Below are 24,335 nucleotides of genomic sequence, written 5' to 3'. Positions count from 1 at the left end.
CGCGCACAGCCTCGTACGAGGGCCGCCGAGGGCCGGCCGGCGCGGTCGTGGACGGTGGGCGGCGCCCACCGCACACGTACCGCGCCGGCCGTGCCTCAGGCGGTGGCGCCGGCCAGCGCCTTCGGCAGCCGGCCCGTGTGCAGCACGCCCAGCCGCTGGGTGGCCCGCGTCAGTGCCACGTACAGGTCGCTCGTGCCGTACAGCGCCGGTTCCACCACCAGCACCGAGTCGAACTCGAGCCCCTTGGACTGCCTCGGGTCGAGCAGGACGACGGTCCGGGTCAGGTCCGGCTCCGCGCCTGCCGTCACCCCGTCCAGCCGGGCGGCCAGCCTGCGGTGCAGATGGCGCGGCGCGATCACCGCGAGCCGCCCCTCGGCCGGGATCAGCTCCGCCACCGCCTCGGCCACGGCGCCGGGCAGGTCGTCGGTGGCGCGCACCCAGGGCCGTACTCCTGTCGACCGCACCGAGCTCGGCGGCTCGAAGTCGGGCCGCTCGGCGCGCACCACGGCCGCCGCGAGCTCCATGATCTCGGCGGGGGTGCGGTAGTTGACGCCGAGCCGGGTGTGCTCCCAGCGGTCCTCGACGTACGGCTGGAGGATCTTCGACCAGGAACCGACACCGGCCGCCTCCGCGGTCTGAGCCGGGTCGCCGACCAGCGTCATCGACCGGGTGGGACAGCGCCGCATCAGCAGTCGCCATGCCATCGGCGACAGCTCCTGTGCCTCGTCGACGATGATGTGCCCGAACGCCCAGGTCCGGTCGGCCGCCGCGCGCTCGGCGGCGCTGCGGTGGTCGTCCTCCTCCTGCCGCTCGGCGAACCGCTCGGCGTCGATGATGTCGTGCGCGGACAGGACCTCGGAGTCCTCCTCGTCGATGTCCTCGAACTCGTAGGTGCGCGAGGCGTACGAGACGTCCAGCACGCCCTGCGCGTAGGCGACCTGCGTCTCCCGCTCGCGCTCGGCCCGCGCCCGCGCCACCCGCTCGTCCACGCCGAGCAGTTCGGCCGCCTCGTCGAGCAGCGGCACGTCCGCGACGGTCCACGCCCGCGTCACCGGGCGGCGGATCGCGTGGGCGTCCTCGTCGCTGACGTAGCCCACCGGGTCGGCGAGGAAGTCGGCTACCAGGCGCTGCGGGGTCAGCCGCGGCCACAGCTGGTCGATCGCGGCCCACACCTCGGGGTTCCCGGCGAGCTCGTCGCGGATCTGGGTGATGTCGGAGGCGTCCAGCAGGCTGCTGCCGTCGTACGGGTCGGTGCCCACGCGCTCGGCGTACAGCTCGGTCAGCGTGTTGAGGATGTGGCCCTCGAAGTGCTCGCGCGCCACGTTGTGCGGCAGCGCGGCGGACCGGGTGCGCTCGCGGGCGACCTTCACCAGGCCGTCGTCGAGCATCAGGACCTCGCGGTCGTGCCCGATCGCGATCACCGGGTCGGGCAGTGCCTGCCAGTCGCGCACGACCTCGGCGAGGACGTCCGCCATGTCCGCGCGGCCCTTCACCGCGGCCGCCTCCCGGGTGTCGCCGGCCGTCGCCCGTACCCCGGGGAACAGCTCGCCGACCGTGGCCAGCAGCACGCCGGTCTCGCCCAGCGCGGGCAGCACCTCGCCGATGTAGCCGAGGAAGGCCGGGTTGGGTCCGACGATCAGCACCGCACGCTTGGCGAGCAGCTCCCGGTGCTCGTAGAGCAGGTACGCGGCCCGGTGCAGCGCGACGGCCGTCTTGCCCGTGCCGGGCCCGCCCTCCACCACCAGCACACCGCGGTGCGGGGCCCGGATGATCTCGTCCTGTTCGGCCTGGATGGTCTGCACGATGTCGCCCATGCGGCCGGTGCGGGCCGCGCCCAGCGCCGCGAGGAGGACGGCGTCGCCGGCCGGGTCCTCGTGGCCGGTGCGGGTGGCGTCGCCGAGGTCGAGGATCTCGTCGTGCAGGGCGGTGACCCGGCGGCCGTCGGTGCTGATGTGCCGGCGGCGGCGCAGGCCCATCGGGGTGTGGCCGGTGGCCAGGTAGAAGGGGCGGGCGACGTCGGCCCGCCAGTCGATGAGGACCGGTGTGCGCTCGGCGTCGTCGGCGCGCAGACCGATCCGGCCGATGTGGTGGCGGACGCCGGAGGCCAGGTCGATCCGGCCGAAGCAGAGGGAGCCGTCCACGGCGTTCAGGGCGGCCAGCAGGCCCGAGCGCTCGGTGACCAGGATGTCCCGCTCCAGCCGGGCCTGCATGGGGGTGTTGCCCTGCGCGAGGGCGTCCGTGACGGAGGTCTCGGTGTCGCCGCGCAGCGCGTCGACCCGCGCGTACAGCCCGTCGATGAATTCCTGCTCGTGCTGCAATTCATCGTCCGGAAATTCGGTGTTTGACAATTCCGCTCCCGCCCGGATATACTGTGTCCAGTGAACTTCTCCGCGACTTGTTCATGCGAAGTCGCGAATCATCGAATATACACAAAGAAATCCCCCGGTGACAATTGCCCGGGGGATTTCTGCTGTGTGGGGGGATGTGATGCGGGGCGGGTCAGAGCACGTCGGCGAGCTCCTCCAGCAGCCGCCGCTTCGGCCGCGCGCCCACCATCGCCTTCACTGGCTCACCGCCGCGGAAGACCATGAAGGTCGGCATCGACAGGACCTTGTAGTGGTTGGTCGTCTCCGGGTTGTGGTCCACGTTGAGCTGCACCACCCGCAGCCGCTCCCCCTCCTCCGCGGCGAGCGCGCGCAGCACCGGCGCCATCTGTCGGCAGGGCGGGCACCAGTCGGCGGTGAACTCCACCAGCACCGGCAGGTCAGCGCCGAGCACCTCCGTCCCGAAATCCTCGTCCGTCACCTCGGGCACCTCGGCCGTCATGGTCACCGTCCTCGTCCTCCCAGCTCGCACACGGGCTCCGGACCCCCCGGAACCTGCGCCTCGGCGTCCAGCTCGGCCCGCGCCCGCTCGGCCCGCTCGAGCTGCCCTGCGACCTTCTCCCGCACCGCCCGCAGCTCCCCGACGAGCTCGTCCAGCTCCGCCAGCTTGCGCCGGTACACCGCGAGCGACGCCGGGCACGAGTCTCCCTCGGGATGGCCGGCCCGCAGACAGTCCACGAAGGGCCGGGTCTCCTCCAGCTCGAACCCGAAGTCCCGCAGCGTCCTGATCTGCCGCAGCAGCTTCAGGTCGCGGTCGTCGTAGGAGCGGTGCCCGTGGTCGTCGCGCCGCGCGGTCAGCAGGCCCCGCGACTCGTAGTACCGCAGCGTCCGCGTGGTGGTTCCGGCCCGTGCGGCCAGCTCGCCGATTCGCATACCGACGAACGTACGCCTTGACGCCGACGTCAAGGCAAGCGCGCGTCACGCGGGCGGCAGCAGCGGCTTCCGCCGCACCGGCGAGGAGAGCACGATCGAGGTCGTGGTGCGGCCCAGCGCGGAGGTCAGTTCGAGGATCTCCTCCAGGTGGACGGTGTCCCGGACGGCGGCCTTGAGGATCCAGCAGTCCTCCCCCACGACGTGATGGACCTCGGTGATCTCGGGGCGGTCCATCAGCTCCAGGGTGCGGGGGTGCTTGAGGGTGTAGCCGCCGTGCGGGTTGACCCGGATGAAGGCCTGGATGCCGTAGCCGAGCCGGGCCGGCACCACATGGGCGCCGTACCCGGTGACGGCGCCCGCCGCCTCCAGCCGCCGCACCCGCTCGGTGACCGCCGCCGGGCTCAGCCGCACCCGGCGGCCCAGCTCGCTGAGCTTGATCCGGCCGTCGGTCTGCAGGAGCAGCAGGATCTGCCGGTCCAGCTCGTCGAAGGCCGCCGACGTTTCGACGGCGGCGACCCGCGCATTCCGTGGTTCTTTCGGTACGGCCGCCCGATCTCCCACAACTCCCCCTTCAGCACCCGGCACTGCGCCAGCAGAATTATGGCCGTCGGGTTCCCGCGGACGGAACCGGTGACGGAACCGGTGGCGACAGCGGTGACGAAAACGACTGTGAGACGGTGTTTCGGGAGGGGTGTCATGCGTGACGTACTGGTCATCGGGGGGAACCGGTATTTCGGGAAGCGGCTGATCGACCGGCTGCTCGCCGCCGGGGACCGGGTCACGGTCCTCAACCGCGGTTCGGCCCCGCCACCCACCGGGGCGGTCCACCTGGTCGCCGACCGCGACGACGAGCGCGCGCTGGCCGAGGCGCTCGACGGGCGCGTGTTCGACGCCGTCGTCGACCAGGTCTGCTACACCCCGCGCCAGGCGGCGATCGCCCGCCGGGTCCTCTCCGGCCGCACCCGGCGCTATGTGATGACGTCGACGGTGGAGGTCTACGAACACCAGGACTCACCCACCGCCGTGACCGAGGACGCGGTCGATCCGCGCGAGGTCGTCGTGGATCCGGAACTACCCTGGGACGACCCGGAGTTCCTGGACGCGCACTACGGCGAGGGCAAGCGGCAGGCGGAGGCGGTCCTCGCGGCGGCGCCCGCCTTCCCGTACACGGCCGTCCGGGTGGCCCATGTGCTGGGCGGCGACGACGACTTCACCGGGCGCCTCGCCCACTACGCCGACCGGCTGCGCACCGGCGAGCCGATCGCCGTGCCGGCCACCAACCACCCGGCGACGTACATCCATGTCGAGGAGATCGCCGACTTCCTGTTCTGGGCGGTGGGCCAGGACTTCACCGGCCCGGTCAACGCGGCCTCGCACGGCACGCTCACCACCGACGAGATCGTGGCCCACATCCCGGGCGGCCCGGCCCGCTTCCGAAAGGTCGAGGCCGGCGAGGTCTCCCCGTTCTCCTTCTTCCGCTCCTACGGCATGGACAACTCCCGCGCCACCCGGCTCGGTTTCGCCTTCACCGACGCCAGGCAGTGGCTGCCCCAGGCCGTCGCGGAGACCCTCGGAAAGGACCACTGACATGCTTAGGCGCAGGCTCGGCGATCTCTCGGTGAGCGCGATCGGTCTCGGTGCGATGCCGCTGTCCATCGAGGGCCGCCCCGACGAGCGCCGCGCGTTGGCCACCGTGCACGCGGCGCTGGACGCGGGCGTCACCCTGCTGGACACCGCCGACTCCTACACCCTGCCGGACGCCGAACCCGGCCACAACGAGCTTCTGGTGGCCCGCGCACTCGCCGCGTACGGCGGTGACACCGCGGACGTGCTGGTGGCCACGAAGGGCGGCCGGGGCCGGACCCCCGACGGCGGCTGGACGGTGAACGGCACTCCGCGCCATCTGAAGGCGGCCGCCGAGGCCTCCCTCAAGCGCCTCGGCGTCGACGTGATCGGCCTCTACCAGCTGCACAAGCCCGACCCGGCCGTGCCCTTCGAGGAGTCCGTCGGCGCGCTGCGCGACCTGCTCGACGAGGGCAAGATCCGGCTGGCCGGGATCTCCAACACGGACGCGGACCAGATCCGCCGGGCGCGGGGGATCCTCGGCGACCGGCTGGTGTCGGTGCAGAACCGCTACTCCCCCGCCGTCCGCGACAGCGAGCCCGAACTGCGGCTGTGCGCGGAACTGGGCCTGGCGTTCCTGCCGTGGAGCCCGCTGGGCGGGATCTCCCGCAGCTCCCTGGACGGACCCCTACCGCGGGAGGGCGCGGACCCCGGCGCCGGGCGGGACCGTTTCGCCGCCTTCCACACGGTCGCCGCGGAGCGCGGGGTGACTCCCCAGCAGGTCTGCCTGGCCTGGCTCCTGACCCGGTCGCCCACCGTGCTCCCGATCCCGGGCGCGAGCCGTCCGGAGACGATCCGGGCGTCGGCGGCCGCGGCGGACCTGACGCTGACCGCCGAGGAGACGGCACGGCTGGACGCGGCGGTGGGAGCACCGGGACCGACCGACCACGTGGGAAGCGCCGTCTAGACCGGCACGCCCGCCGACTCCTCCACCTCCAGCAGCGAGGCGCTGCGGCGCTCCTCCTCGAACGCCCGGCGCCCGCCGCGCAGCCCGAACAGCCGCTTGGCGACGGCGATGTAGAGGACGGCGAGGATGTTGAGGACAAGCGTGGCGATCTTCAGCCAGCTGACGTGCTCGGTGAGTTCGTAGATCTCCAGCGGGAGGAAGGCGGCCGTGGCGACCACGGTCAGGTACTCCGCCCAGCGCTTGGCGTACCAGAGGCCGACCGCCTCGACGAGCTCGACCAGCGCGTAGACCAGCAGCAGCGCGGCCACCAGCAGCAGGGTGGACTGCTTGTAGCCGAACGTCTTCTGGATGGTGCCGACCACGGGCGAGTGGTCGAGGTCGTAGTGGAAGTGCCGGAAGACCGGCCGGAAGACGTCGAGGTACTCGTCGAAGAGCCGGCGCACCGCGTACCGGCTGTTGCTGAACTTCCACACGGCCGCGGCGACCAGCACGATGAACACCCCGCGCACGGCCCGCTCGATCGCGAGGAAGCGCAGGATGAACAGGTCGCGCAGCACCTTGCCGCGCGGGACGAGGGGCGCCTGGTCCGCGGAGCCCGAGCCGTGCGGCTCGCCGAGCACGAAGTCGCCGCAGCGCAGGCAGCGCCAGACCTCGCCGAGGGCGGTGTCCGCGCGCAGCCGCACCCGCAGCCGGGGGTCCTCCGGCGCGTACGTCACATGGCCGCGCCGAGCGCAGGTCCGCCGGTCCCAGTCGATCTTCATCCCCCGTGCCTCCACAGAACGTGCCGCGCCAGTCGGTCGGCGCGGCACGCTAGTGTAAGCGGTCAAGAAGAAGGTAAGAATCGGGTCAACGCGCCCCGGCGGCCGCGCGCTTCGGCTCCTTCTCCGCGTCGGTCCGCTCGGGCTTCTCCGCCATCGCTTCCTCCGCCTCCGCGTCGGCGTTCGCTGCGGTCTCGTCCGCCTGTTCCCCGCGGGTCTCCGCCGCCTGCTCCGTGCCGGTCGCGGCCGTCCGGGCCGTGTGCTCCGCCGTGGCCGACGCCTGCTTCGTCCGGCCCGGCAGCAGCGCGGCCACCAGGAGCGTGCCGACCCCGAGGACCACGGCGCCGATCAGACTGGTGTGAGCCACCGCGTCGGAGAAGGACGAGCCGACCGCGTCGGCCATCCGCCCGGCGCCCTGGGCGAGTTGCTCCGCCTGCGCCTTCAACTGGGCCGCCTGCTGCGGATCACCGGCCTGCGCCGCCTGGGCGGCGAGGGCACGGGCCTTGTCACCGATGCCCTGCGCGACCGCGTACCCCGCGCCCACCGAGTCCTGGGCGGTGGCGAGGGCGGACGCCGGGAGCCCGGCACCGGCCGTGGCGTCCGCGAGGTGGTCCGAGTACGAGGTGGCCAGCAGCGAACCGAGGATGGCGATGCCGAGCGAGCCGCCGAGCTCCAGCGAGGTGTCGTTCACGGCGCCGCCGACGCCCAGTTCGGACTCCGGGAAGGCACCCATGATCGCGTCCGTGCAGGGCGAGAGGGCGAGCCCGATCGCCAGGCCGAGGACGACGAGCGGGGCGACGAAGTCGCCGTAGCCGGAGCCCGCGTCCACCCGCGTGAGCAGGGCGAGGGCAGCCGTGCCGCCGACCATGCCCGCGCTCACCGTCCACTTCATGCCGACCCGCGGGGTGAGGTAGCCGGTCAGCGCCGAACCGACGAACACGGCACCGGCGAGCGGCAGCATGCGCGTGCCGGTCTCCAGGGCGTCGTAGCCGAGGACGAACTGGAGGTGCTGGGTGAGGTAGTAGAAGGCGCCGAAGACGGCCAGGAAGAACAGGGCCACCGCGAGGTTCGAGCCCGCGAAGCGGCGGTCGGCGAAGCGCCGCACGTCCAGGACCGGGCGCGGGTGGCGCAGCTCCCACAGGACGAAGGCGAGCAGGCCCGCACCGGCCGCCACCGCGGCCGTGACCGCCTTGACGCCCCAGCCGAAGTGCGGCCCCTGGATGATCATGTAGACGAGGGAGCCGATCCACACCACCGACAGCAGACCGCCGACGTAGTCGATGCGGCTGTGGTGCGCGGCCTTCGACGGCGGTACGAGGACCAAGGCGCCGACGATCGCCACGGCGGCGATCGGCACGTTGATCAGGAACGTGGAGGACCAGCCGTGGTCCGCCAGCAGCGCCCCGGCGACCAGCGGGCCGGCCGCGATGGCGAGACCCGCGGTGGCGGTCCACAGGGTGATCGCCTTGGCGCGTTCGGCGCGCGGGAAGGTCGCGGCGAGCAGGGACAGCGTGGCGGGCATGATCAGTGCCGCGCCGACGCCCATCACCGCACGGGCCGCGATGACCCCGGCGGCACTGCCGACGAGCGATCCCGCGACGGCGCCGCCGCCGAAGACGAGGAGACCGAGGACGAGCGCCCCGCGCCGGCTGTATTTGTCGCCGATCGCCCCGAGCAGCAGCATCAGCGCGGCGTACGGGACGGTGTAGCCGTCGATGACCCACTGGAGGTCGGCGCTGGACAGGCCGAGGTCCTGGGTCATGTCGGGCGCGGCGACGGTGAGGGCGGTGTTAGCCATCACGATGATCAGCAGGCTGAGGCAGAGCACGAGAAGCGCCCACCAGCGCCGGCGGTAGGGGCCCGCCATCCTTTCGACCGGTTCGGTCATGACGAGTCGCATGGGCGGGGTCGCCTTCCTCTTCCACTACGCGGCATCGAATTGCACAGCAGAGTGCAATTGCACAACGATGTGCAATCTACGACGTTGCACACCCCTGTGCAAGTCGACGGGAGTGCAGAATGGCTGACATGACCACGGGTAACACCAGTCGCGCCGACGCCAACCGCCGCCGCATCCTCGATGTCGCGCTGGCCGAGCTGCTGCGCGACCCCGACGCGTCCATGGACCAGATCGCGCGCGCCGCGGGCGTCGTACGACGGACGGTGTACGGGCACTTCCCCAGCCGTGAGGCGCTGATCAGCACGCTGGTCGACGGTGCCGTGGAGGCGGTGGAGGCCGCCTTCGCGGCCGGCCGCGACGGTGCCGACGACCCGGTGCAGGCACTGGCCCGCTCGACCCTCGTGGTCTGGGAGGTCGCCGACCGCTACCGCATCCTGGTCGCGCTGGCCCAGCGCAGCGTCACCGTGCAGGGCATCCGCGAACGGCTCGCCCCGGTCCGCGAGTCCTGTGCCGAGGTGCTCCGGCACGGGCTGGACCAGGGGGTCTTCAGCTCCCCGCTGCCGCCGGCGGCCCTGGCCTACGTACACGAGCAGATGCTGTTCGCGCTGATGGAGGCCGTGAACGACGGCCTGCTGAGAACGGAGGAGGCGGGCCGCTCCGCCGCGGTCACGATCCTGACCACGGCGGGCGTACCCGCCTCTCTTGCCACCGCACTGGTGACGGGGCTGAGCAAGGATCCCGGCGCCCGGAAGGGGTGATCCGGCCCGGTGGTCCGGACCCCCAGGTTCCGGACCCCCGGGGCCGGTGACCCGGAGGTCCGGCCGGTTCAGGCCGGGCCGGACCTCCGGAGTGCGTGTCCCCGGACACCGGTCGGGGGGATCAGGACCTGCGTCCGCCGGGGCGCCGTTTGGGGGGATCAGGCCGTGGCCGGCTCCCGCTCGCCGTCCCCGCGCTGCTCGGGCATGTCCGCCCCGGCCGGGGCGGTGCCGTGCTCGTCCAGCAGCGTCCGCTCGTCGAACGGCAGATCACCGGCGAGCACCCGCTGGACGCGGTCCCGGTCGATCTCCTTCGTCCAGGTGCCGACCAGCACGGTGGCGACGGCGTTGCCCGCGAAGTTCGTCAGCGCCCGGGCCTCGCTCATGAAGCGGTCGATGCCGACGATCAGGCCGACCCCGTCCACCAGCGCGGGCTTGTGCGACTGGAGGCCGCCGGCCAGCGTGGCCAGCCCGGCGCCGCTGACGCCCGCCGCACCCTTGGAGGCGAGCAGCAGGAACAGCAGCAGCGGGATCTGCTCGCCGATCGACATCGGCGTACCCAGGGCGTCGGCGATGTACAGCGACGCCATGGTCATGTAGATCATCGTGCCGTCGAGGTTGAACGAGTAGCCGGTCGGGACCGTGATGCCGACCACCGGCTTGCTGACGCCCAGGTGCTCCATCTTCGCGATCAGCCGCGGCAGCGCGGACTCGGAGGAGGAGGTGGACAGGATCAGCAGGAACTCCCGCGCCAGGTACTTGAACAGGCTGAGGACGTTCAGACCGGCGACGGCCCGCAGCAGCGCGCCGAGCACCACGAAGACGAACAGGAAGCAGGTGACGTAGAAGCCGAGCATCAGCACGGCGAGGCTCTTGAGCGCGTCCAGGCCCGCCGAGCCGACCACCGCGGCGATGGCGCCGAAGGCACCGATCGGCGCCGCCCACATCACCATGGCGAGGATCCGGAAGACGAGCCGCTGGATGTGCTCGACACCGCGCAGCACCGGCCGCCCGGCGGCGCCCATCGTCTGGAGCGCGAAACCGGCGAGCAGGGCGACCAGGAGCGTCTGGAGCACCTGGCCCTCGGTGAAGGCGGAGACGAAGGTGACCGGGATGATCGACAGGACGAACTCGACCGGCGGCAGCGCCTCGTCGGACACCTGACCGTGCCCGCTCGCCTTGATCGCGTCCGTCAGGTGCAGCCCGTCCCCCGGGTGCAGGACGTTGCCGACGAGCAGGCCGATGGCCAGCGCGACCAGCGACATCACCAGGAAGTAGCCGAGCGCGATACCGCCGACGGCACCGACCTTCGCGGCCTTGCGCACCGAGCCGATGCCCAGCACGATCGTGCAGAAGATGATCGGCGAGATCATCATCTTGATCAGGTTCACGAAGCCCGTGCCCAGCGGCTTGAGCTCGACCGCGAAGTCGGGGGCGGCCAGGCCCACGACGATGCCGAGGGCGACCGCGGCGATCACCGCGAGGTAGAGATAGTGGGTGCGGTCCCGCCTCGCGGCGGGTGCGGCAGGTGCCGTATCGGGGGTGCTGGCGGCCACGGCTGCCCTCCTTGACGTCTTCGTCGGCATCACCGGCGTGCGGCTCACGTCCGGTCGATCCCCGCAGCGGTGCGCTCCCGGGGGATCGGGGGCGCTTTTCGGGAGATCGGGGGAATGCCGTGACTATCCACCGGCCTGTGACGGCGGTCACCCTTCCGTTCATTGAGTTCACGCTCGGCGTGGCAGGCACACTGGCGGGATGCGCATATCCCTCCCGCGGCCCCGCAGCCTGGCCGGCCAGCTCCTCGCGATGCAGGCCGTGCTGATCGCGGTCGTCGTCGCCGGGTACGCGCTGTTCACCTGGATCAGCGACCGCGGCCAGGCCGAGGAGGCGGCGGGACGCCAGGCCACGGCGGTGGCCCGGTCGGTCGCCGACGCGCCCTCGGTGCGCGCGGCCGTCCTCGGCCCCGACCCCAGGGCGCAGCTCCAGCCGTACGCGCTGCGGGTCATGCGCGACACCGGGGTGGACTTCGTGACGATCATGGACCCGCGGGGCATCCGCTGGACCCACCCCGACGAGGAACAGATAGGCCGGCGCTTCCGCGGCAACACCGCCCCCGCGCTGAAGGGCGAGTCCTTCACCGAGACCTACACCGGCACCCTCGGCCCCTCGGTCCGCGCGGTCACCCCCATCGAGGACGACGACAAGCGGATCGTCGGACTGGTCAGCGCGGGGATCAAGGTCGAGGCGATCAGCGCCCGGGTCCAGGACCAGGTCACCGCGCTGCTCGGGGTCGCCGCGGGCGCGCTCGCGCTCGGCGCGATCGGTACGTACGTCATCAACGGCCGGCTGCGCCGCCACACCCACGGCATGAACGCGGCCGAGCTCAGCCGGATGCACGACTACCACCAGGCCGCCCTGCACGCCGTGCGCGAGGGCCTGCTGATGCTGGACGGGGCGTACCGGGTGGCGCTGATCAACGACGGCGGGCAGGAGCTGCTCGGCGTGCCGGGCGAGGCGGTGGGCCGGTCGGTGGCCGACCTGGGCCTGCCCGCGCCGCTGACCGGGGCGCTGCTGGCGTCGGAGCCGAGGGTGGACGAGGTGCATCTGACCGCGCGCCGGGTGCTGGTGGTCAACACCTCGCCGGTGTCCGGCGGCGAGCGTCGCGGGACGGTGGTCACCCTGCGCGATGTCACCGAACTCCAGTCCCTGATGGGCGAGCTGGACTCCGAGCGCGGCTTCAGCCAGGCGCTGCGCTCGCAGGCGCACGAGGCGGCCAACCGGCTGCACACGGTCGTGTCCCTCATCGAACTGGGCCGGGCGCAGGAGGCCGTGGAGTTCGCGACCGCCGAACTGGAACTGGCCCAGGCACTCACCGACCAGGTCGTGGCGGCGGTGAGCGAACCGGTGCTGGCGGCGCTGCTGCTGGGCAAGACCGCGCAGGCGAACGAGCGGGGCGTGGAACTGGTGGTGTCGCGGGACGGCGGCCTCGACGACGGACTGCTGCCGAGGACCCTGCCGGCGCGGGACCTGGTGACCATCCTCGGCAACCTCGTCGACAACGCCGTGGACGCGGCGCAGGGCAGCACTCCCGCGCGGGTGACGGTCACGGTGCGCGGCGACGCACGGGAACTGGTGCTGTGCGTCTCGGACACGGGGGCCGGGGTGGATCCGGCCCACGCGGGACTGGTCTTCCGGCGCGGGTTCTCCACGAAGCCGTCCGGCCCGCAGGGCCGCGGCCTTGGCCTGGCCCTCGTCCAGCAGGCGGTGACCCGGCACGAGGGGTCGCTGTCGGTGGCGGAGGCCGACGGGGGCGGCGCGCGGTTCGTGGTGCGGCTGCCGCTGCGCACCGGCGCCGGAGTGGCCGCCCTCGCCGGCGACCCGGACCGCGGGGGTGACGCGTGAGCGCCGGACAGCCCATCCGGGTCCTCGTGGTGGAGGACGACCCCGTCGCGGCGGACGCGCATGTGATGTACGTGAACCGGGTGCCGGGGTTCGTCGCCGTCGGCCAGGCGCGCACGGGCGCCGAGGCCCGGCGGCTGCTGGACCGCACGGCCGTGGACCTGCTGCTCCTGGACCTGCACCTGCCGGACGTGCACGGGCTGCGGCTGGCCCGGTCGCTGCGCGCGGCCGGCCATCACGCGGACGTCGTCGCGGTGACCTCCGCCCGTGATCTGGCGGTCGTACGCGAGGGGGTGTCGCTCGGGGTCGTGCAGTACGTCCTGAAGCCGTTCACCTTCGCGACCCTGCGGGACCGGCTGGTGCGGTACGCGGAGTTCCGGAGCGCGGCGGGCGAGGCGAGCGGACAGGACGAGGTCGACCGGGCCCTCGCCGCACTGCGGGCCCCGGCCCCGGCGGCCCTGCCGAAGGGCCTGAGCGGGCCGACCCTGGAGCGGGTGACGACGGCACTGCGCGAGGCCGAGGCGGGGTGCACGGCGGCGGGGGTCGCGGAGGCGGTGGGGATCTCGCGGATCACGGCCCGGCGCTATCTGGAGCACCTGGTGGAGTCCGGCCGAGCCGAACGCAGACCGCTCTACGGACAGGTGGGCCGCCCCGAACTGGTCTACCGCTGGCTCCCGGAAACGGCCCCGGGACGGTAGGACCGGTCCGGGGCCGGTCCGGGAGGGCAGGACCTGTCCGAGGCGGACCCGGGACGGAAGGGCCGGTCGGAGGAAGCCCCGGCACGGTACGGCCTGTCCGGGACGGCAGGGCCTGTCCGGGGCGAGCCCGGAACGGCAGGACCGGTCCGGGGCCGGTCAGGGACGGCAGGGCCGGTCAGGAGCGGCGCGTGCCGGGGGGCGGGCTTCGGTCCTTATACGGGGTTCGCTCCGGTCCCGGCGCTCGCGGCCGAACCGGCTCCCGCGGCGGCTCCGGCCCCCGCCCCCGCCCCCGCCCCCGCCCCCGATCCCGACCCCGACCCGAACGGCAGCGCGTACATCACCACGTACACCGCAAGACCGGCGACCGCGAGGGCCTCGGCCACCGAGACGGCCAGCAGGCCGACGGGCAGGTGCCCGCCGGTCCAGTACACGACCAGCGCGCCCAGCGGTACGACGCAGAAGGCGACCAGGTCGACCACGCACTGCACGACCTTGCGCGACACGCGCCGGGCGTCCCCGCGGTGGAAGGTCTCCCAGCCGAAGGCCTGTGCCCCCGCCTCCCCCGTGAGGGCGGCCAGCCGGGGCGCCAGCTCCCCGCGCACATAAGCCCCGATCGCCGAGATCTTCTCGTCGTTGACGAGATAGGTCCACCCCAGCACCACGCACACCGGCGGCAGCCCGAGCAGCATCGACGCCTGCTTGGCCTGCGCCGCCGCGGCGATCACGGCCGCGACCACCGCGAGCGTCACGTACAGCAGGTTGTCCCGGAACCCGATCCGCGCCTTCTGCTCGTCCTTGATGCACTCGTACTCGGCAAGCAGCAACTGCCCTGCCGTGACGTCCGACCCCGCCATCCCGCCCCTTCCCCCGATCCCGACACCCCGTCCCCGCGGGCGACTTGCCAGTACCTTAGAGGGATGCCGGAGACACGTCCCACCGTTGTGGTGCTCACCGCGCTCGCGCTCGAATACTCCGCCGTACGCGGGTACGTATCCGACCGGCAGGAGCGGGTCCACCCCGACAGCGGAACCCGCGTCGAACTCGGCCGGCTCGACGGCACGCCCTGGCGGGTGGCGCTCGCCGAACTGGGCGAAGGGCCGGTGAACGCCGCCGCGCTCACCACCCAGATCGTCACCTGGCTGCGCCCCGAGGCGGTGCTCTTCGTCGGGATCGCGGGCAGCCTCAAGCACGACATCGGCATCGGCGACGTCGTGGTCGGCACGAAGGTCTACGGCATCCACGGCGGCAAGCAGACCCCGCACGGCTTCGAGGTCCGCCCCGAGGCCTGGCCCGGCTCTAACGCGCTGGTGCAGGCGGCCCGTTCGGCGGTCCGGGACATGGCGGACGTGACCGCGCACTTCAAGCCGATCGCGGCCGGGGACGTGGTGCTCGCGGACGCCCGGTCCGAGATCGCCCGGCATCTGCGCGAGCACTTCGGCGACGCGGCGGCGATCGAGACGGAGGGGTCGGGGGCCGCGCACGCGGCCCATCTGAGCGGGCGGTCGGACGCCGTCGTGATCCGCGGGATCAGCGACCGCGCCGACGCCGGCAAGCGCAGGGCCGACGCCTCGGGTGCGCAGGAGCGGGCCGCGGCACAGGCCGCCTCGGTGGCGGTGGCGGTGCTGCGCAAGCACCGGCCCCGGGCCGTGCCGCCCGGCTCCGCGGGATCGCATGTCGACGGCGGTGCGGGCGGCCGCGGCGGGGACCACATCGACTTCCGCGGCGGAACCTTCTACGGCCCCGTCATCGGCAAGACGAGCGACGGACACCGCTAGGCCATGCCGACGAAGTCGCCCGGCAGGGAGGGAAGTTGCTGCCGCAGCAGGGACGGAAGTCGCCCGGCGAAAAGTGAAGTCGCCTGACGGACAGGTGAGTTGTTCGACGGAAGGTCAAGTCGCCGTATCAGCCGTCGAGTTGGCGAAACGGTCTTCAAGTAGCCCACCAGGTGGGGAAGTTGCCCAGCAGGTGGTGCGGGTACGCCCCGCGCGCCGTACCTTCCTACAATCCGTGATCCCGTCCCGACAACCCGTAGCCACCGCACCCGCCTCCCCCCTACGTTGTGGCCGTGCGCCGATCAACAGCCAGTCAGAGCCGACAGTCCGGCCCGCCCTTCGACGCCTCCGCCGCCCGTCGGCTGCGCACCGCACTCGGCATGGGCCCCGAGCACGTCGCCTACGGACTGCGCGCCTCGTACGGCCTGACGTACGTCACGCCCGATCTCGTGCTCGGCTGGGAACGCGGGCTGTCGACCCCCACGGGGTCCGAAGTCACGGCCCTGGCGGGCGTGTTGTGGTGTTCCTCCGGCGAGCTCGCCGGCCGGCCCAGGAGCCTGCGCGAACACCGCCTCGCGCGCGGTCTGTCCGCGGAGGACGTCGCACGGGCCGTCGGGCTCGAGTTCATCGCGTACTCGGGGATGGAGGAGAGCGACACCTGGCGCGGCACCGAACGGCAGGCCGCGCTGCTCGCCGGCCTGCTGGAGCTCACCCTGCCGGAGTTCGTCGCCGTCACCGGGCGCGAGCCGGGCCTGGCCCAGCTGCTGCGCGGCGCGGTCACGAGCCGCCGGGCGCCCCGGGTGCGGGCGGTGGCGCGTCTGGTGCCGGTGGACCGCCGTCCGCTGGAGGCCGCGCTGACGGCGCTGCGGGAGGGCTACCGCGAGGGGGCGGCCGTCGCATCGGACCCGTACGGCGGCGCGGCCGACGACCGGGGAGACGGCGGCCGGGAGTTCCTCGACCGGATCGTCGAGCACTTCTGGTGGGTCCTCGCCACCCTCCCGGACGAGTCCTGGGCGCGTCCGGGAGGTGCCGGGGAGAGGTCCTAGAAGACCGACTCCGTCTCGTCCATGCGGTCCGTGGGCACGGTCTTGAGCTCGGTGACCGCGTCCGCCAGCGGAACCATCCGGATGTCGGTCCCGCGCAGTGCCGTCATCTGCCCGAAGTCGCCCCGGTGCGCGGCCTCGACCGCGTGCCAGCCGAACCGCGTCGCGAGCACCCGGTCGTAGGCGGTCGGCGTGCCGCCGCGCTGGACATGGCCGAGGATGACCGGCCGGGCCTCCTTGCCCAGGCGCCGCTCCAGCTCGTACGCCAGCGCGGTGCCGATGCCCTGGAAGCGCTCGTGGCCGAACTGGTCGATCGCGCCCTTGCCGTAGTCCATGGTGCCCTCGGCCGGGTGGGCGCCCTCGGCCACGCACACCACGGCGAACTTCTTGCCGCGGGCGAACCGTTCCTCGACCATCTTCACCAGGTCGCCGGGGTCGAAGGGCCGCTCGGGCAGGCAGATGCCGTGCGCGCCCGCCGCCATGCCGGACTCCAGCGCGATCCAGCCCGCGTGTCGGCCCATGACCTCGACGACCATCACGCGCTGGTGCGACTCGGCCGTGGTCTTCAGCCGGTCCATCGCCTCGGTGGCGACGCCGACGGCCGTGTCGAACCCGAACGTGCGGTCGGTCGAGGAGATGTCGTTGTCGATGGTCTTGGGGACCCCGACGACCGGCAGACCGGCGTCGGAGAGCATCCGCGCCGCCGTGAGCGTGCCCTCGCCGCCGATCGGGATGAGCGCGTCGATACCGAAGTCGCGGGCGATGTCGGTGGCCTTCTCGCAGGCCTCGCGCAGCCGGTCGCGCTCCAGCCGGGAGGAGCCGAGAATGGTTCCGCCGCGAGCCAGGATGCCGCCGACGGCGTCGAGGTCGAGGTCGACGTGGTGGCCGTCGAGGAGACCGCGGAAGCCGTCCACGAAGCCGATGACGTCGTCGCCGTACTGCGTGACCGCTCGGTGCACGACCGACCGGATCACTGCGTTCAGGCCCGGGCAGTCGCCGCCTGCGGTGAGAACTCCGATACGCATCGTGCTGTGTCTCCTGCTCGCTTCTGTACACCGGTGAGCCGATCCGATTGTTTCATGGCCCTGAGACGATGTCGCTTTTCATGGCATCCGCTCATATTCATCCTGCCTGTACAGGTCGATACGACGGGACGGACCGGGACGAATCCTGGCGGGCGCCTTATAGAGCGCCCGGGGTATTGTCAAGAGGGTTCTGCTCGCCTCAGCGGGCCATCTTCCGCGCCACGAAGAGCACCCGGGCAGCTGACGCCATGCCACAGCCGACGCCATGAAACGGAGAGCACGCGTGACGCGCAGCGTGTACGTGACCGGGATCGACCGCGGGGACGGCCGCCAGGTCGTGGAGCTGGGAGTCATGGAGCTCCTGACCCGGCAGGTCGACCGAGTGGGCGTGTTCCGTCCGCTCGTCCACGAAGGACCGGACCGTCTGTTCGAACTGCTGCGGTCCCGGTACCGGCTCACCCAGGACCCGGCGTCCGTCTACGGCATGGACTACCACGAGGCGACCGCCCTCCAGGCCGAGCAGGGCACGGACGAACTGGTCTCCGTCCTCGTCGACCGGTTCCACCAGGTCGCCCGCGACTACGACGTCGTCCTGGTCCTCGGCACCGACTTCGCCGACACCCAGCTCCCGGACGAGCTCGCCCTCAACGCCCGGCTCGCCAACGAGTTCGGGGCCTCGGTCATCCCCGTCGTGGGCGGCCGCAACCAGTCGCCCGAGTCCGTGCGCGCCGAGACCCGCAACGCCTACCGGGCGTACGACGGGCTCGGCTGCGACGTCCTGGCGATGGTCACCAACCGGGTGGCCCGGGAGGACCGGGACGAGATCGCCGAGCGGCTCACGTCCCGGCTGCCGGTCCCCTGCTACGTCCTGCCCGACGAGCCGGCCCTGTCCGCCCCCACCGTCGCCCAGATCGCGCACGCCCTCGGCGCCAAGGTGATCCTCGGCGACGACTCGGGACTGGCCCGGGACGCCCTGGACTTCGTCTTCGGCGGTGCCATGCTGCCCAACCTCCTCACCGCCCTGACCCCGGGCTGCCTGCTGGTCACCCCCGGGGACCGCGCCGACCTCGTCGTCGGCACGCTGGCCGCGCACAGCGCCGGCACCCCGCCGATAGCGGGCATCCTGCTCACCCTCGACGAGGTGCCCAGCGGCGAGGTCCTCACCCTCGCCGCCCGCCTCGCCCCAGGCACCCCGGTGCTCTCGGTGCCCGGGAACAGCTTCCCCACCGCCGCCGCGCTCTTCTCCCTGGAGGGGAAGCTGAACGCGGCCACCCCGCGCAAGGCCGAGACCGCGCTCGGCGTGTTCGAGCGCCATGTCGACACCGCCGGGCTGCTGAGCCGGGTCTCCACGCCGAGCAGCGACCGGGTCACCCCGATGATGTTCGAGCACAAGCTGCTGGAGCAGGCCCGGTCCGACCGGCGCCGGGTGGTGCTGCCCGAGGGCACCGAGCCGCGGGTGCTGCACGCCGCCGAGGTGCTGCTGCGCCGGGGCGTGTGCGACCTCACCCTGCTCGGCCCCGTCGACCAGATCCGCAAGCAGGCCGCCGACCTCGGCATCGACCTGGGCGGTTGCTCTCTGATCGACCCGGCCACCAGCGAACTGCGCGAATCCTTCGCCGAGCACTACGCCCGGCTGCGCGCCCACAAGGGCGTGACCGTGGAGCTGGCGTACGACGTGGTCGCCGACGTCAACTACTTCGGGACGCTGATGGTGCAGGAGGGGCTCGCGGACGGCATGGTCTCCGGGTCCGTGCACTCCACGGCCGCCACCATCCGGCCCGCCTTCGAGATCATCAAGACCAGGCCGGACGCCGACATCGTCTCGTCCGTGTTCTTCATGTGCCTCGCCGACAAGGTCCTCGTCTACGGCGACTGCGCCGTGAACCCCGACCCGAACGCCGAGCAGCTGGCCGACATCGCCATCCAGGCCGCCGCCACCGCCGAGCGGTTCGGCGTCGAGCCGCGGATCGCGATGCTGTCGTACTCGACCGGCACGTCCGGCTCGGGCGCCGACGTCGACAAGGTGCGCGAGGCCACCACCCTGGTCCGCGCCCGGCGCCCCGACCTCAGGATCGAGGGGCCCATCCAGTACGACGCGGCCGTGGAGCCGACCGTCGCCGCGACCAAGCTGCCCGGGTCGGAGGTGGCCGGCCAGGCCAGCGTGCTGATCTTCCCGGACCTCAACACCGGCAACAACACCTACAAGGCCGTGCAGCGCTCGGCCGGCGCGATCGCCGTCGGCCCCGTGCTCCAGGGGCTGCGCAAGCCCGTCAACGACCTGTCCCGGGGCGCGCTGGTCCAGGACATCGTCAACACCGTGGCCATCACGGCGATCCAGGCCCAGATCCCCCAGCCGCTCCCCGGCCTGTCCGTGGACCTGCCCGGCGTCCCGAGCGAGAAGGCGACCGCCCAGTGACACCGACCCGAGTCCTCGTCCTCAACTCCGGCTCCTCGTCGGTGAAGTACCAGCTGCTGGACATGCGCGACGGCAGCCGGCTCGCGGTGGGCCTCGTCGAGCGCATCGGCGAGGGTTCCTCACGGCTGAGGCACACACCGCTGGCGACCGGCGAGCCGCGCGAGTGGGCCGGTTCGGTCGCCGACCACGCGGCCGCCCTCAAGGCCGTGGCGGAGGAACTGGCCAAGGACGGCCTCGGCCTCGACTCGCCCGAACTGGCCGCGATCGGGCACCGCGTGGTGCACGGCGGGCAGCGGTTCACCCGGCCGACGGTCGTGGACGACGAGGTGCTCACCGAGATCGAGCGGCTGATCCCGCTGGCGCCGCTGCACAACCCGGCCAACCTGATCGGCCTGCGCACGGCGCGGGCCCTGCGCCCCGACCTTCCGCAGGTCGCCGTCTTCGACACCGCCTTCCACACCACGATGCCCGAGTCGGCCGCCCGCTACGCGATCGACGTCGAGACCGCCGACGAGCACCGGATCCGGCGGTACGGGTTCCACGGGACCTCGCACGCCTATGTGTCCCGGGCGACGGCGGAACTCCTCGGCCGGGATCCCGAGGACGTGAACGTGATCGTGCTGCACCTGGGCAACGGGGCGTCCGCGTCCGCGGTGCGGGGCGGCAAGTGCGTGGACACCTCCATGGGGCTGACGCCGTTGGAGGGACTCGTGATGGGAACACGCTCCGGTGACGTGGATCCGGCGGTCATCTTCCATTTGATGCGTGTTGGCGAAATGTCCACGGACGAGATCGACACTCTCCTCAACAAGAGGAGCGGACTGGTCGGGCTGTGCGGTGACAACGACATGCGCGAGATCGACCGGAGGATCGGCGAGGGCGACGAACAGGCCCGGCTCGCCTTCGACATTTACATTCACCGGCTGAAGAAGTACATCGGCGCCTATTACGCCGTGCTCGGCACGGTGGACGCGATCACCTTCACCGCCGGGGTCGGCGAGAACGCGGCGTCCGTGCGCGAGGCCGCGATCTCGGGCCTGGAGTCACTGGGCGTGGCCGTCGACCCCGTGCTGAACGCCGTACGTGCCGCCGCACCCCGGCTGATCTCGCCCGCCGGCGCGCGGGTGGCGGTCGCCGTGGTGCCGACCGACGAGGAACTGGAGATCGCCACACAGACCTACGCGTTGGTCGGAAAGAACGGCCAGGCAATTACCGGCGAGTAATACACGCCTGAGCGCCGACCCGCCCATTTGTATCTTCCGCCAGACGGAATATTCCGGAGCGAAACAAACCGATAGGATCGCCCCATGCGCCGTTCGAAAATCGTCTGTACTCTCGGCCCCGCGGTCGACTCCCACGAGATGCTCGTCTCCATGATCGAGGCCGGCATGAACGTGGCCCGGTTCAATTTCAGCCACGGCAGCCATGCCGAGCACCAGGGGCGGTACGACCGCGTCCGGGCCGCCTCCAAGGAGACCGGCCGGGCCATCGGCGTCCTCGCCGACCTCCAGGGCCCGAAGATCCGTCTGGAGACCTTCGCCGAGGGCCCGGTGGAGCTGGAGCGCGGTGACGAGTTCGTCATCACGACCGAGGACGTCCCGGGTGACAAGCACATCTGCGGTACGACCTACAAGGGCCTGCCGGGCGACGTCTCGCACGGCGACCAGGTCCTGATCAACGACGGCAACGTCGAGCTGAAGGTGCTGGACGTCGAGGGTCCGCGGGTGCGGACGATCGTCATCGAGGGCGGTGTCGTCTCCGACCACAAGGGCATCAACCTGCCCGGCGCGGCCGTGAACGTGCCCGCGCTGAGCGAGAAGGACATCGACGACCTGCGCTTCGCCCTCCGCATGGGCTGCGACATGGTCGCGCTGTCCTTCGTCCGCGACGCCAAGGACGTCGAGGACGTCCACCGGGTGATGGACGAGGAGGGCCGCCGGGTCCCGGTCATCGCCAAGGTGGAGAAGCCGCAGGCGGTGCAGAACATGGACGCCGTCGTCGCGGCGTTCGACGCCGTCATGGTGGCCCGTGGCGACCTGGCCGTCGAGTACCCGCTCGAGAAGGTCCCCATGGTGCAGAAGCGCCTGATCGAGCTGTGCCGGCGCAACGCCAAGCCGGTGATCGTCGCGACCCAGATGATGGAGTCGATGATCACCAACTCCCGCCCGACCCGCGCCGAGGCCTCCGACGTCGCCAACGCGATCCTGGACGGCGCGGACGCGGTCATGCTGTCCGCGGAGTCGTCGGTGGGCGCGTACCCGGTCGAGACCGTCAAGACGATGTCGAAGATCGTCCAGGCGGCCGAGGAGGAGCTGCTGTCCAAGGGCCTGCAGCCCCTGGTCCCCGGCAAGAAGCCTCGCACGCAGGGCGGTTCGGTCGCCCGCGCCGCCTGCGAGATCGCCGACTTCCTCGGCGGCCGGGGCCTGGTGGCCTTCACCAAGTCCGGTGACACGGCCCGCCGGCTGTCCCGCTACCGCGCGACGCAGCCGATCCTCGCCTTCACCACCGACGAGGGCACCCGCAACCAGCTCACCCTGAGCTGGGGCGTCGAGTCGCACATCGTGCCGTTCGTGGGGAGCACCGACGAGATGGTCGACCTGGTCGACCAGGAGCTCGTCAAGCTCAACCGCTTCAGCAAGGGCGACATCGTCGTGATCACGGCCGGCTCGCCGCCCGGCGTCGCCGGCACCACGAACATGGTCCGCGTCCACCACCTGGGCGAGAGCGACTGACGGTCCGCGTCACAGGAGAGCGCCCCCTGCCGGTGAGGCAGGGGGCGCTCTCGTGTGCGGCTCCCGGACGGGTCTGCGACGACGCTCAGTCGATGTAGCTGTGCAGTCCGGGGACGGTGAGCGTGCCGCCGAACTGGCCGGCCTGGACGACCTTGGCGTCGGTGAAGAAGATCAGCGGGATGTCCAGCGGCGGCGGGCTGTCGGGGCTGAAGGTCACCGGGACCAGTCCGAACAGGTTGCCGGAGATGCTCTCGGTGTACATCACCGTGTCGCCGTCCGTGATGGTGGACTTCGAGCCCTTGGCCGCCTGCACGTGGTAGGTCTTGCCGGACGCCTTGTCCTTCACCGTCTGGTGCAGGTCGACGATGTCGGTGCCGCCCGAGATGACGTACTTCAGTACCTTCTTCTTCGTGCCGTCGGCCGTCCTGACCTCGACGATGCCCTTGTAGGAGGCACCCTTCAGGGTCAGCGCGCTGGAGCTCAGGTACCAGGGGTCGTCGGGCAGCGCGAGCTTGTTGTCGACACCGCTCTCATCCTCGGTGGCGACCGGGCAGTCGGCGACGTCCGTGCTGTTGCTCGGGGAGGGGCTCGCGGAGGGCGTGGCGCCGTCCTCGTCCTCGCCCTGGTCGTCGTCGGCCTTCTTGGCGTCGCCGACCGTCTCGGACACGGTGTCGGCGGCCTTCGTCGCGGTGTCGTCCACCGTGTCGACGGCCTTCTTGGTCGTCGCCTTGACGGTGTCCGACGCGCCCTTGTCCGACGCGCCCTTGTCCGTACCGTCGGCCGCCGTGGCGGAGGCCGAGGCGGTCGGGGTGGGCGTGGCGCTCCCGGTGTCGCTCTTGCCGCCGGTGAGCACGTCCTTGAGCGTGTCCCCGATGGTCTCCAGCAGGTTGCCGCTGGTCGCGGACGCCGAAGGAGTCGCCGTGGCGGTGTCGCCGCCGGACGCGGAGGTATCGCTCGCGGCGGACGTCTGGGACGGCGCAGGCTCGGCCTTGTCGTCGGAACCTGAATCCGACGAAGAGGACTTGCCCGAGGTGTCCGACTTGCCCGAGGAGTCGGCCGCGTCGGACGGCTTCGCCGCCGAGTCCTTGGCGTCGTCCTTCGCGGAGTCGGCCGACTCGGTGGCGCTCGCCGAGGCGGAGGGCGTCGGCGAGGCCGAGGCGGTGGAGTCCGCCATCGCCGCGACGCAGTCCTTGTACTCCTCGGCGGTCAGGCTCTTGGCAGCGGGCTGCTCGTCGGCGCGGGCGAGCGTCGGGGTGAGCCCCATGCCCATGAGGACCGCCGTCGGCATCGCCGCGATGGCCATCGCCTTGCCGGCCGGTACCTGGAACCTGGTGAACAGCGGCCTCTTGGGCGCCGCGTGGCGCGGCCCGGTTCTCACAAGCGACGCTTCCGCGTCCGTCTCGTGAGTCACCTCGTCAGCCGACACTGTGCCTCCCGTTCGCCCCGTTGGCCGAAATCGTTCCTGACAGATCGTTGGTCTCGCCCGTCACGTCGGCGTCCTTGGTGAACACCGGGCCTTCGCCGTACGGGGCTTCGTGCGCCGCGGCCTCGGGAGCGTCGTCACCGTCGGCGGCGCTCTCCGGGGAGTCGCCCGCACCGACGCCCGGCTCCTCGGCCGGCTCCGCCTCGGGCGGCGCGCCGGGCGCCCATGACACGGCCATCGCGCCGCCGATCAGGGCGAAGAGGAAACCGACGATGAAACCGCCGAAGTTGGACACCGGGAGGGACACCAGTCCGAGCAGGATCGCCGCGACACCCGCGAAGACCTGCACGTGCTTCTGGTACCAGAGGCTGAAGCCCAGGACGACGAGCAGCACACCGATGATCAGAGAACCGGCGCCCGCGGTGGTGGACATCGCCAGCGTCAGATGACCGAGGTGCAGGTGTGCGTACGGGAAGTACATGATCGGAATGCCGCCGAACATGACGAACAGCCCGGCCCAGAACGGGCGAGTTCCACGCCAGGCGCGGAACTGCTGCCTCCGGCGGGTGAAAAGGCCGGGTACGGCGGCAGGGGTCTCGGCGCTCATGGAAAACAGCTCCCTGGTGC

Annotated in this window: 20 protein-coding genes and 1 pseudogene; 10 read left to right on the top strand and 11 right to left on the bottom strand. The window is 71.9% G+C overall.

From position 1 onward, the window contains the following. Nucleotides 1–95: 95 nt before the first annotated feature. The 4 genes from ACZ7OY_RS39995 to ACZ7OY_RS39980 all read right to left on the bottom strand — a co-directional run bounded on the left by ACZ7OY_RS39995 (nucleotide 96) and on the right by ACZ7OY_RS39980 (nucleotide 3,818). Entirely contained in the window at nucleotides 96–2,318 is a 2,223-nt protein-coding gene (locus ACZ7OY_RS39995; protein WP_472250479.1) for a HelD family protein, read from the bottom strand. Nucleotides 2,319–2,499: 181 nt separating this feature from the next. Continuing rightward, complete coding sequence (locus ACZ7OY_RS39990) at nucleotides 2,500–2,814, bottom strand: thioredoxin family protein (RefSeq protein WP_472250478.1); 315 nt, start codon at nucleotides 2,812–2,814, stop codon at nucleotides 2,500–2,502. 14 nt (nucleotides 2,815–2,828) lie between these two features. Continuing rightward, the gene (locus ACZ7OY_RS39985; protein ID WP_472250465.1) at nucleotides 2,829–3,257 is read right to left on the bottom strand and encodes a MerR family transcriptional regulator; all 429 of its coding nucleotides are present in this window, start codon (nucleotides 3,255–3,257) and stop codon (nucleotides 2,829–2,831) included. Between the two features lie 45 nt (nucleotides 3,258–3,302). Next, complete coding sequence (locus ACZ7OY_RS39980) at nucleotides 3,303–3,818, bottom strand: Lrp/AsnC family transcriptional regulator (protein ID WP_472250464.1); 516 nt, start codon at nucleotides 3,816–3,818, stop codon at nucleotides 3,303–3,305. A 135-nt stretch (nucleotides 3,819–3,953) separates the two neighbouring features. Between ACZ7OY_RS39980 and ACZ7OY_RS39975 the strand changes: the two genes are divergently transcribed. Both ACZ7OY_RS39975 and ACZ7OY_RS39970 read left to right on the top strand, forming a co-directional pair. Continuing rightward, a complete protein-coding gene (locus ACZ7OY_RS39975) occupies nucleotides 3,954–4,844 on the top strand; it encodes an NAD-dependent epimerase/dehydratase family protein (protein WP_472250463.1) in 891 nt (296 codons plus the stop codon). Nucleotide 4,845: 1 nt separating this feature from the next. Then, nucleotides 4,846–5,787, top strand: coding sequence for an aldo/keto reductase (locus ACZ7OY_RS39970; RefSeq protein WP_472250462.1), 942 nt, complete (start codon nucleotides 4,846–4,848; stop codon nucleotides 5,785–5,787). On the opposite strand, the gene ACZ7OY_RS39965 is transcribed toward ACZ7OY_RS39970, so the two are convergent. Continuing rightward, nucleotides 5,784–6,548, bottom strand: a complete 765-nt coding sequence (locus ACZ7OY_RS39965; RefSeq protein WP_472250461.1) for a DUF2127 domain-containing protein — start codon at nucleotides 6,546–6,548, stop codon at nucleotides 5,784–5,786. The genes ACZ7OY_RS39970 and ACZ7OY_RS39965 overlap by 4 nt on opposite strands. An 85-nt stretch (nucleotides 6,549–6,633) precedes the next feature. After that, nucleotides 6,634–8,445: an MFS transporter gene (locus ACZ7OY_RS39960; protein WP_472250460.1), complete on the bottom strand. Its 1,812-nt coding sequence runs from the start codon at nucleotides 8,443–8,445 to the stop codon at nucleotides 6,634–6,636. Nucleotides 8,446–8,564: 119 nt separating this feature from the next. Between ACZ7OY_RS39960 and ACZ7OY_RS39955 the strand changes: the two genes are divergently transcribed. Next, the gene (locus ACZ7OY_RS39955; RefSeq protein ID WP_472250459.1) at nucleotides 8,565–9,203 is read left to right on the top strand and encodes a TetR/AcrR family transcriptional regulator; all 639 of its coding nucleotides are present in this window, start codon (nucleotides 8,565–8,567) and stop codon (nucleotides 9,201–9,203) included. Between the two features lie 158 nt (nucleotides 9,204–9,361). On the opposite strand, the gene ACZ7OY_RS39950 is transcribed toward ACZ7OY_RS39955, so the two are convergent. Further along, the gene (locus tag ACZ7OY_RS39950; protein ID WP_472250477.1) at nucleotides 9,362–10,786 is read right to left on the bottom strand and encodes a cation:dicarboxylate symporter family transporter; all 1,425 of its coding nucleotides are present in this window, start codon (nucleotides 10,784–10,786) and stop codon (nucleotides 9,362–9,364) included. A gap of 169 nt (nucleotides 10,787–10,955) precedes the next feature. On the opposite strand from ACZ7OY_RS39950, the gene ACZ7OY_RS39945 reads away from it, so the two are divergent. Continuing rightward, nucleotides 10,956–12,602, top strand: coding sequence for a sensor histidine kinase (locus tag ACZ7OY_RS39945; protein ID WP_472250458.1), 1,647 nt, complete (start codon nucleotides 10,956–10,958; stop codon nucleotides 12,600–12,602). 65 nt (nucleotides 12,603–12,667) lie between these two features. Continuing rightward, nucleotides 12,668–13,297 carry a response regulator gene (locus tag ACZ7OY_RS39940; RefSeq protein WP_472250476.1) on the top strand — a complete coding sequence of 210 codons (630 nt, stop codon included), beginning with the start codon at nucleotides 12,668–12,670 and terminating at the stop codon, nucleotides 13,295–13,297. A gap of 317 nt (nucleotides 13,298–13,614) precedes the next feature. Here ACZ7OY_RS39940 and ACZ7OY_RS39935 read toward each other — a convergent pair. Beyond that, nucleotides 13,615–14,151, bottom strand: a pseudogene (locus tag ACZ7OY_RS39935) (hypothetical protein); the annotation flags it as partial. 63 nt (nucleotides 14,152–14,214) lie between these two features. Between ACZ7OY_RS39935 and ACZ7OY_RS39930 the strand changes: the two are divergent. Both ACZ7OY_RS39930 and ACZ7OY_RS39925 read left to right on the top strand, forming a co-directional pair. Next, a complete protein-coding gene (locus ACZ7OY_RS39930; protein WP_472250457.1) occupies nucleotides 14,215–15,072 on the top strand; it encodes a 5'-methylthioadenosine/S-adenosylhomocysteine nucleosidase in 858 nt (285 codons plus the stop codon). 290 nt (nucleotides 15,073–15,362) lie between these two features. Further along, entirely contained in the window at nucleotides 15,363–16,115 is a 753-nt protein-coding gene (locus ACZ7OY_RS39925; protein WP_472250456.1) for an XRE family transcriptional regulator, read from the top strand. On the opposite strand, the gene ACZ7OY_RS39920 is transcribed toward ACZ7OY_RS39925, so the two are convergent. Continuing rightward, nucleotides 16,112–17,137 (bottom strand): ATP-dependent 6-phosphofructokinase, encoded by a 1,026-nt coding sequence (locus ACZ7OY_RS39920; RefSeq protein WP_472250455.1) that lies wholly within the window; start codon nucleotides 17,135–17,137, stop codon nucleotides 16,112–16,114. The two genes, ACZ7OY_RS39925 and ACZ7OY_RS39920, sit on opposite strands and share 4 nt — an antisense overlap. Nucleotides 17,138–17,420: 283 nt before the next feature. Between ACZ7OY_RS39920 and pta the strand changes: the two genes are divergently transcribed. The 3 genes from pta (at nucleotide 17,421) to pyk (ending at nucleotide 22,285) form a co-directional block, all read left to right on the top strand. Next, a complete protein-coding gene (gene pta, locus ACZ7OY_RS39915) occupies nucleotides 17,421–19,553 on the top strand; it encodes a phosphate acetyltransferase (protein ID WP_472250454.1) in 2,133 nt (710 codons plus the stop codon). Then, nucleotides 19,550–20,776, top strand: coding sequence for an acetate kinase (locus tag ACZ7OY_RS39910; RefSeq protein ID WP_472250453.1), 1,227 nt, complete (start codon nucleotides 19,550–19,552; stop codon nucleotides 20,774–20,776). Before pta ends, ACZ7OY_RS39910 begins: the two co-directional genes overlap by 4 nt. An 84-nt stretch (nucleotides 20,777–20,860) precedes the next feature. Beyond that, entirely contained in the window at nucleotides 20,861–22,285 is a 1,425-nt protein-coding gene (pyk, locus tag ACZ7OY_RS39905; protein WP_472250452.1) for a pyruvate kinase, read from the top strand. A gap of 85 nt (nucleotides 22,286–22,370) precedes the next feature. On the opposite strand, the gene ACZ7OY_RS39900 is transcribed toward pyk, so the two are convergent. Further along, nucleotides 22,371–23,711, bottom strand: a complete 1,341-nt coding sequence (locus ACZ7OY_RS39900; protein WP_472250451.1) for a hypothetical protein — start codon at nucleotides 23,709–23,711, stop codon at nucleotides 22,371–22,373. Further along, on the bottom strand, nucleotides 23,701–24,315 hold the full coding sequence (locus tag ACZ7OY_RS39895; RefSeq protein WP_472250450.1) for a DUF6114 domain-containing protein: 615 nt from the start codon (nucleotides 24,313–24,315) through the stop codon (nucleotides 23,701–23,703). The genes ACZ7OY_RS39900 and ACZ7OY_RS39895 overlap by 11 nt, the downstream gene beginning before the upstream one ends. Nucleotides 24,316–24,335 lie beyond the last annotated feature (20 nt).

The organism is Streptomyces sp. NPDC107559 (assembly GCF_055657365.1).
The sequence above is the reverse complement of the archived record's forward strand: the minus strand, read 5'-3'. Positions and strand labels throughout refer to the sequence as shown.

Bases quoted from the DNA above. Each gene is read 5' to 3' on its own strand.
- ACZ7OY_RS39955 (WP_472250459.1), top strand. From the start codon at position 8,565: ATGGCTGACATGACCACGGGTAACACCAGTCGCGCCGACGCCAACCGC.
- ACZ7OY_RS39945 (WP_472250458.1), top strand. From the start codon at position 10,956: ATGCGCATATCCCTCCCGCGGCCCCGCAGCCTGGCCGGCCAGCTCCTC.
- ACZ7OY_RS39930 (WP_472250457.1), top strand. From the start codon at position 14,215: ATGCCGGAGACACGTCCCACCGTTGTGGTGCTCACCGCGCTCGCGCTC.
- ACZ7OY_RS39970 (WP_472250462.1), top strand. From the start codon at position 4,846: ATGCTTAGGCGCAGGCTCGGCGATCTCTCGGTGAGCGCGATCGGTCTC.
- ACZ7OY_RS39975 (WP_472250463.1), top strand. From the start codon at position 3,954: ATGCGTGACGTACTGGTCATCGGGGGGAACCGGTATTTCGGGAAGCGG.
- ACZ7OY_RS39960 (WP_472250460.1), bottom strand. From the start codon at position 8,445: ATGCGACTCGTCATGACCGAACCGGTCGAAAGGATGGCGGGCCCCTAC.
- ACZ7OY_RS39920 (WP_472250455.1), bottom strand. From the start codon at position 17,137: ATGCGTATCGGAGTTCTCACCGCAGGCGGCGACTGCCCGGGCCTGAAC.
- ACZ7OY_RS39965 (WP_472250461.1), bottom strand. From the start codon at position 6,548: ATGAAGATCGACTGGGACCGGCGGACCTGCGCTCGGCGCGGCCATGTG.
- ACZ7OY_RS39895 (WP_472250450.1), bottom strand. From the start codon at position 24,315: ATGAGCGCCGAGACCCCTGCCGCCGTACCCGGCCTTTTCACCCGCCGG.
- ACZ7OY_RS39940 (WP_472250476.1), top strand. From the start codon at position 12,668: ATGTACGTGAACCGGGTGCCGGGGTTCGTCGCCGTCGGCCAGGCGCGC.
- ACZ7OY_RS39950 (WP_472250477.1), bottom strand. From the start codon at position 10,786: ATGCCGACGAAGACGTCAAGGAGGGCAGCCGTGGCCGCCAGCACCCCC.
- ACZ7OY_RS39985 (WP_472250465.1), bottom strand. From the start codon at position 3,257: ATGCGAATCGGCGAGCTGGCCGCACGGGCCGGAACCACCACGCGGACG.
- pyk (WP_472250452.1), top strand. From the start codon at position 20,861: ATGCGCCGTTCGAAAATCGTCTGTACTCTCGGCCCCGCGGTCGACTCC.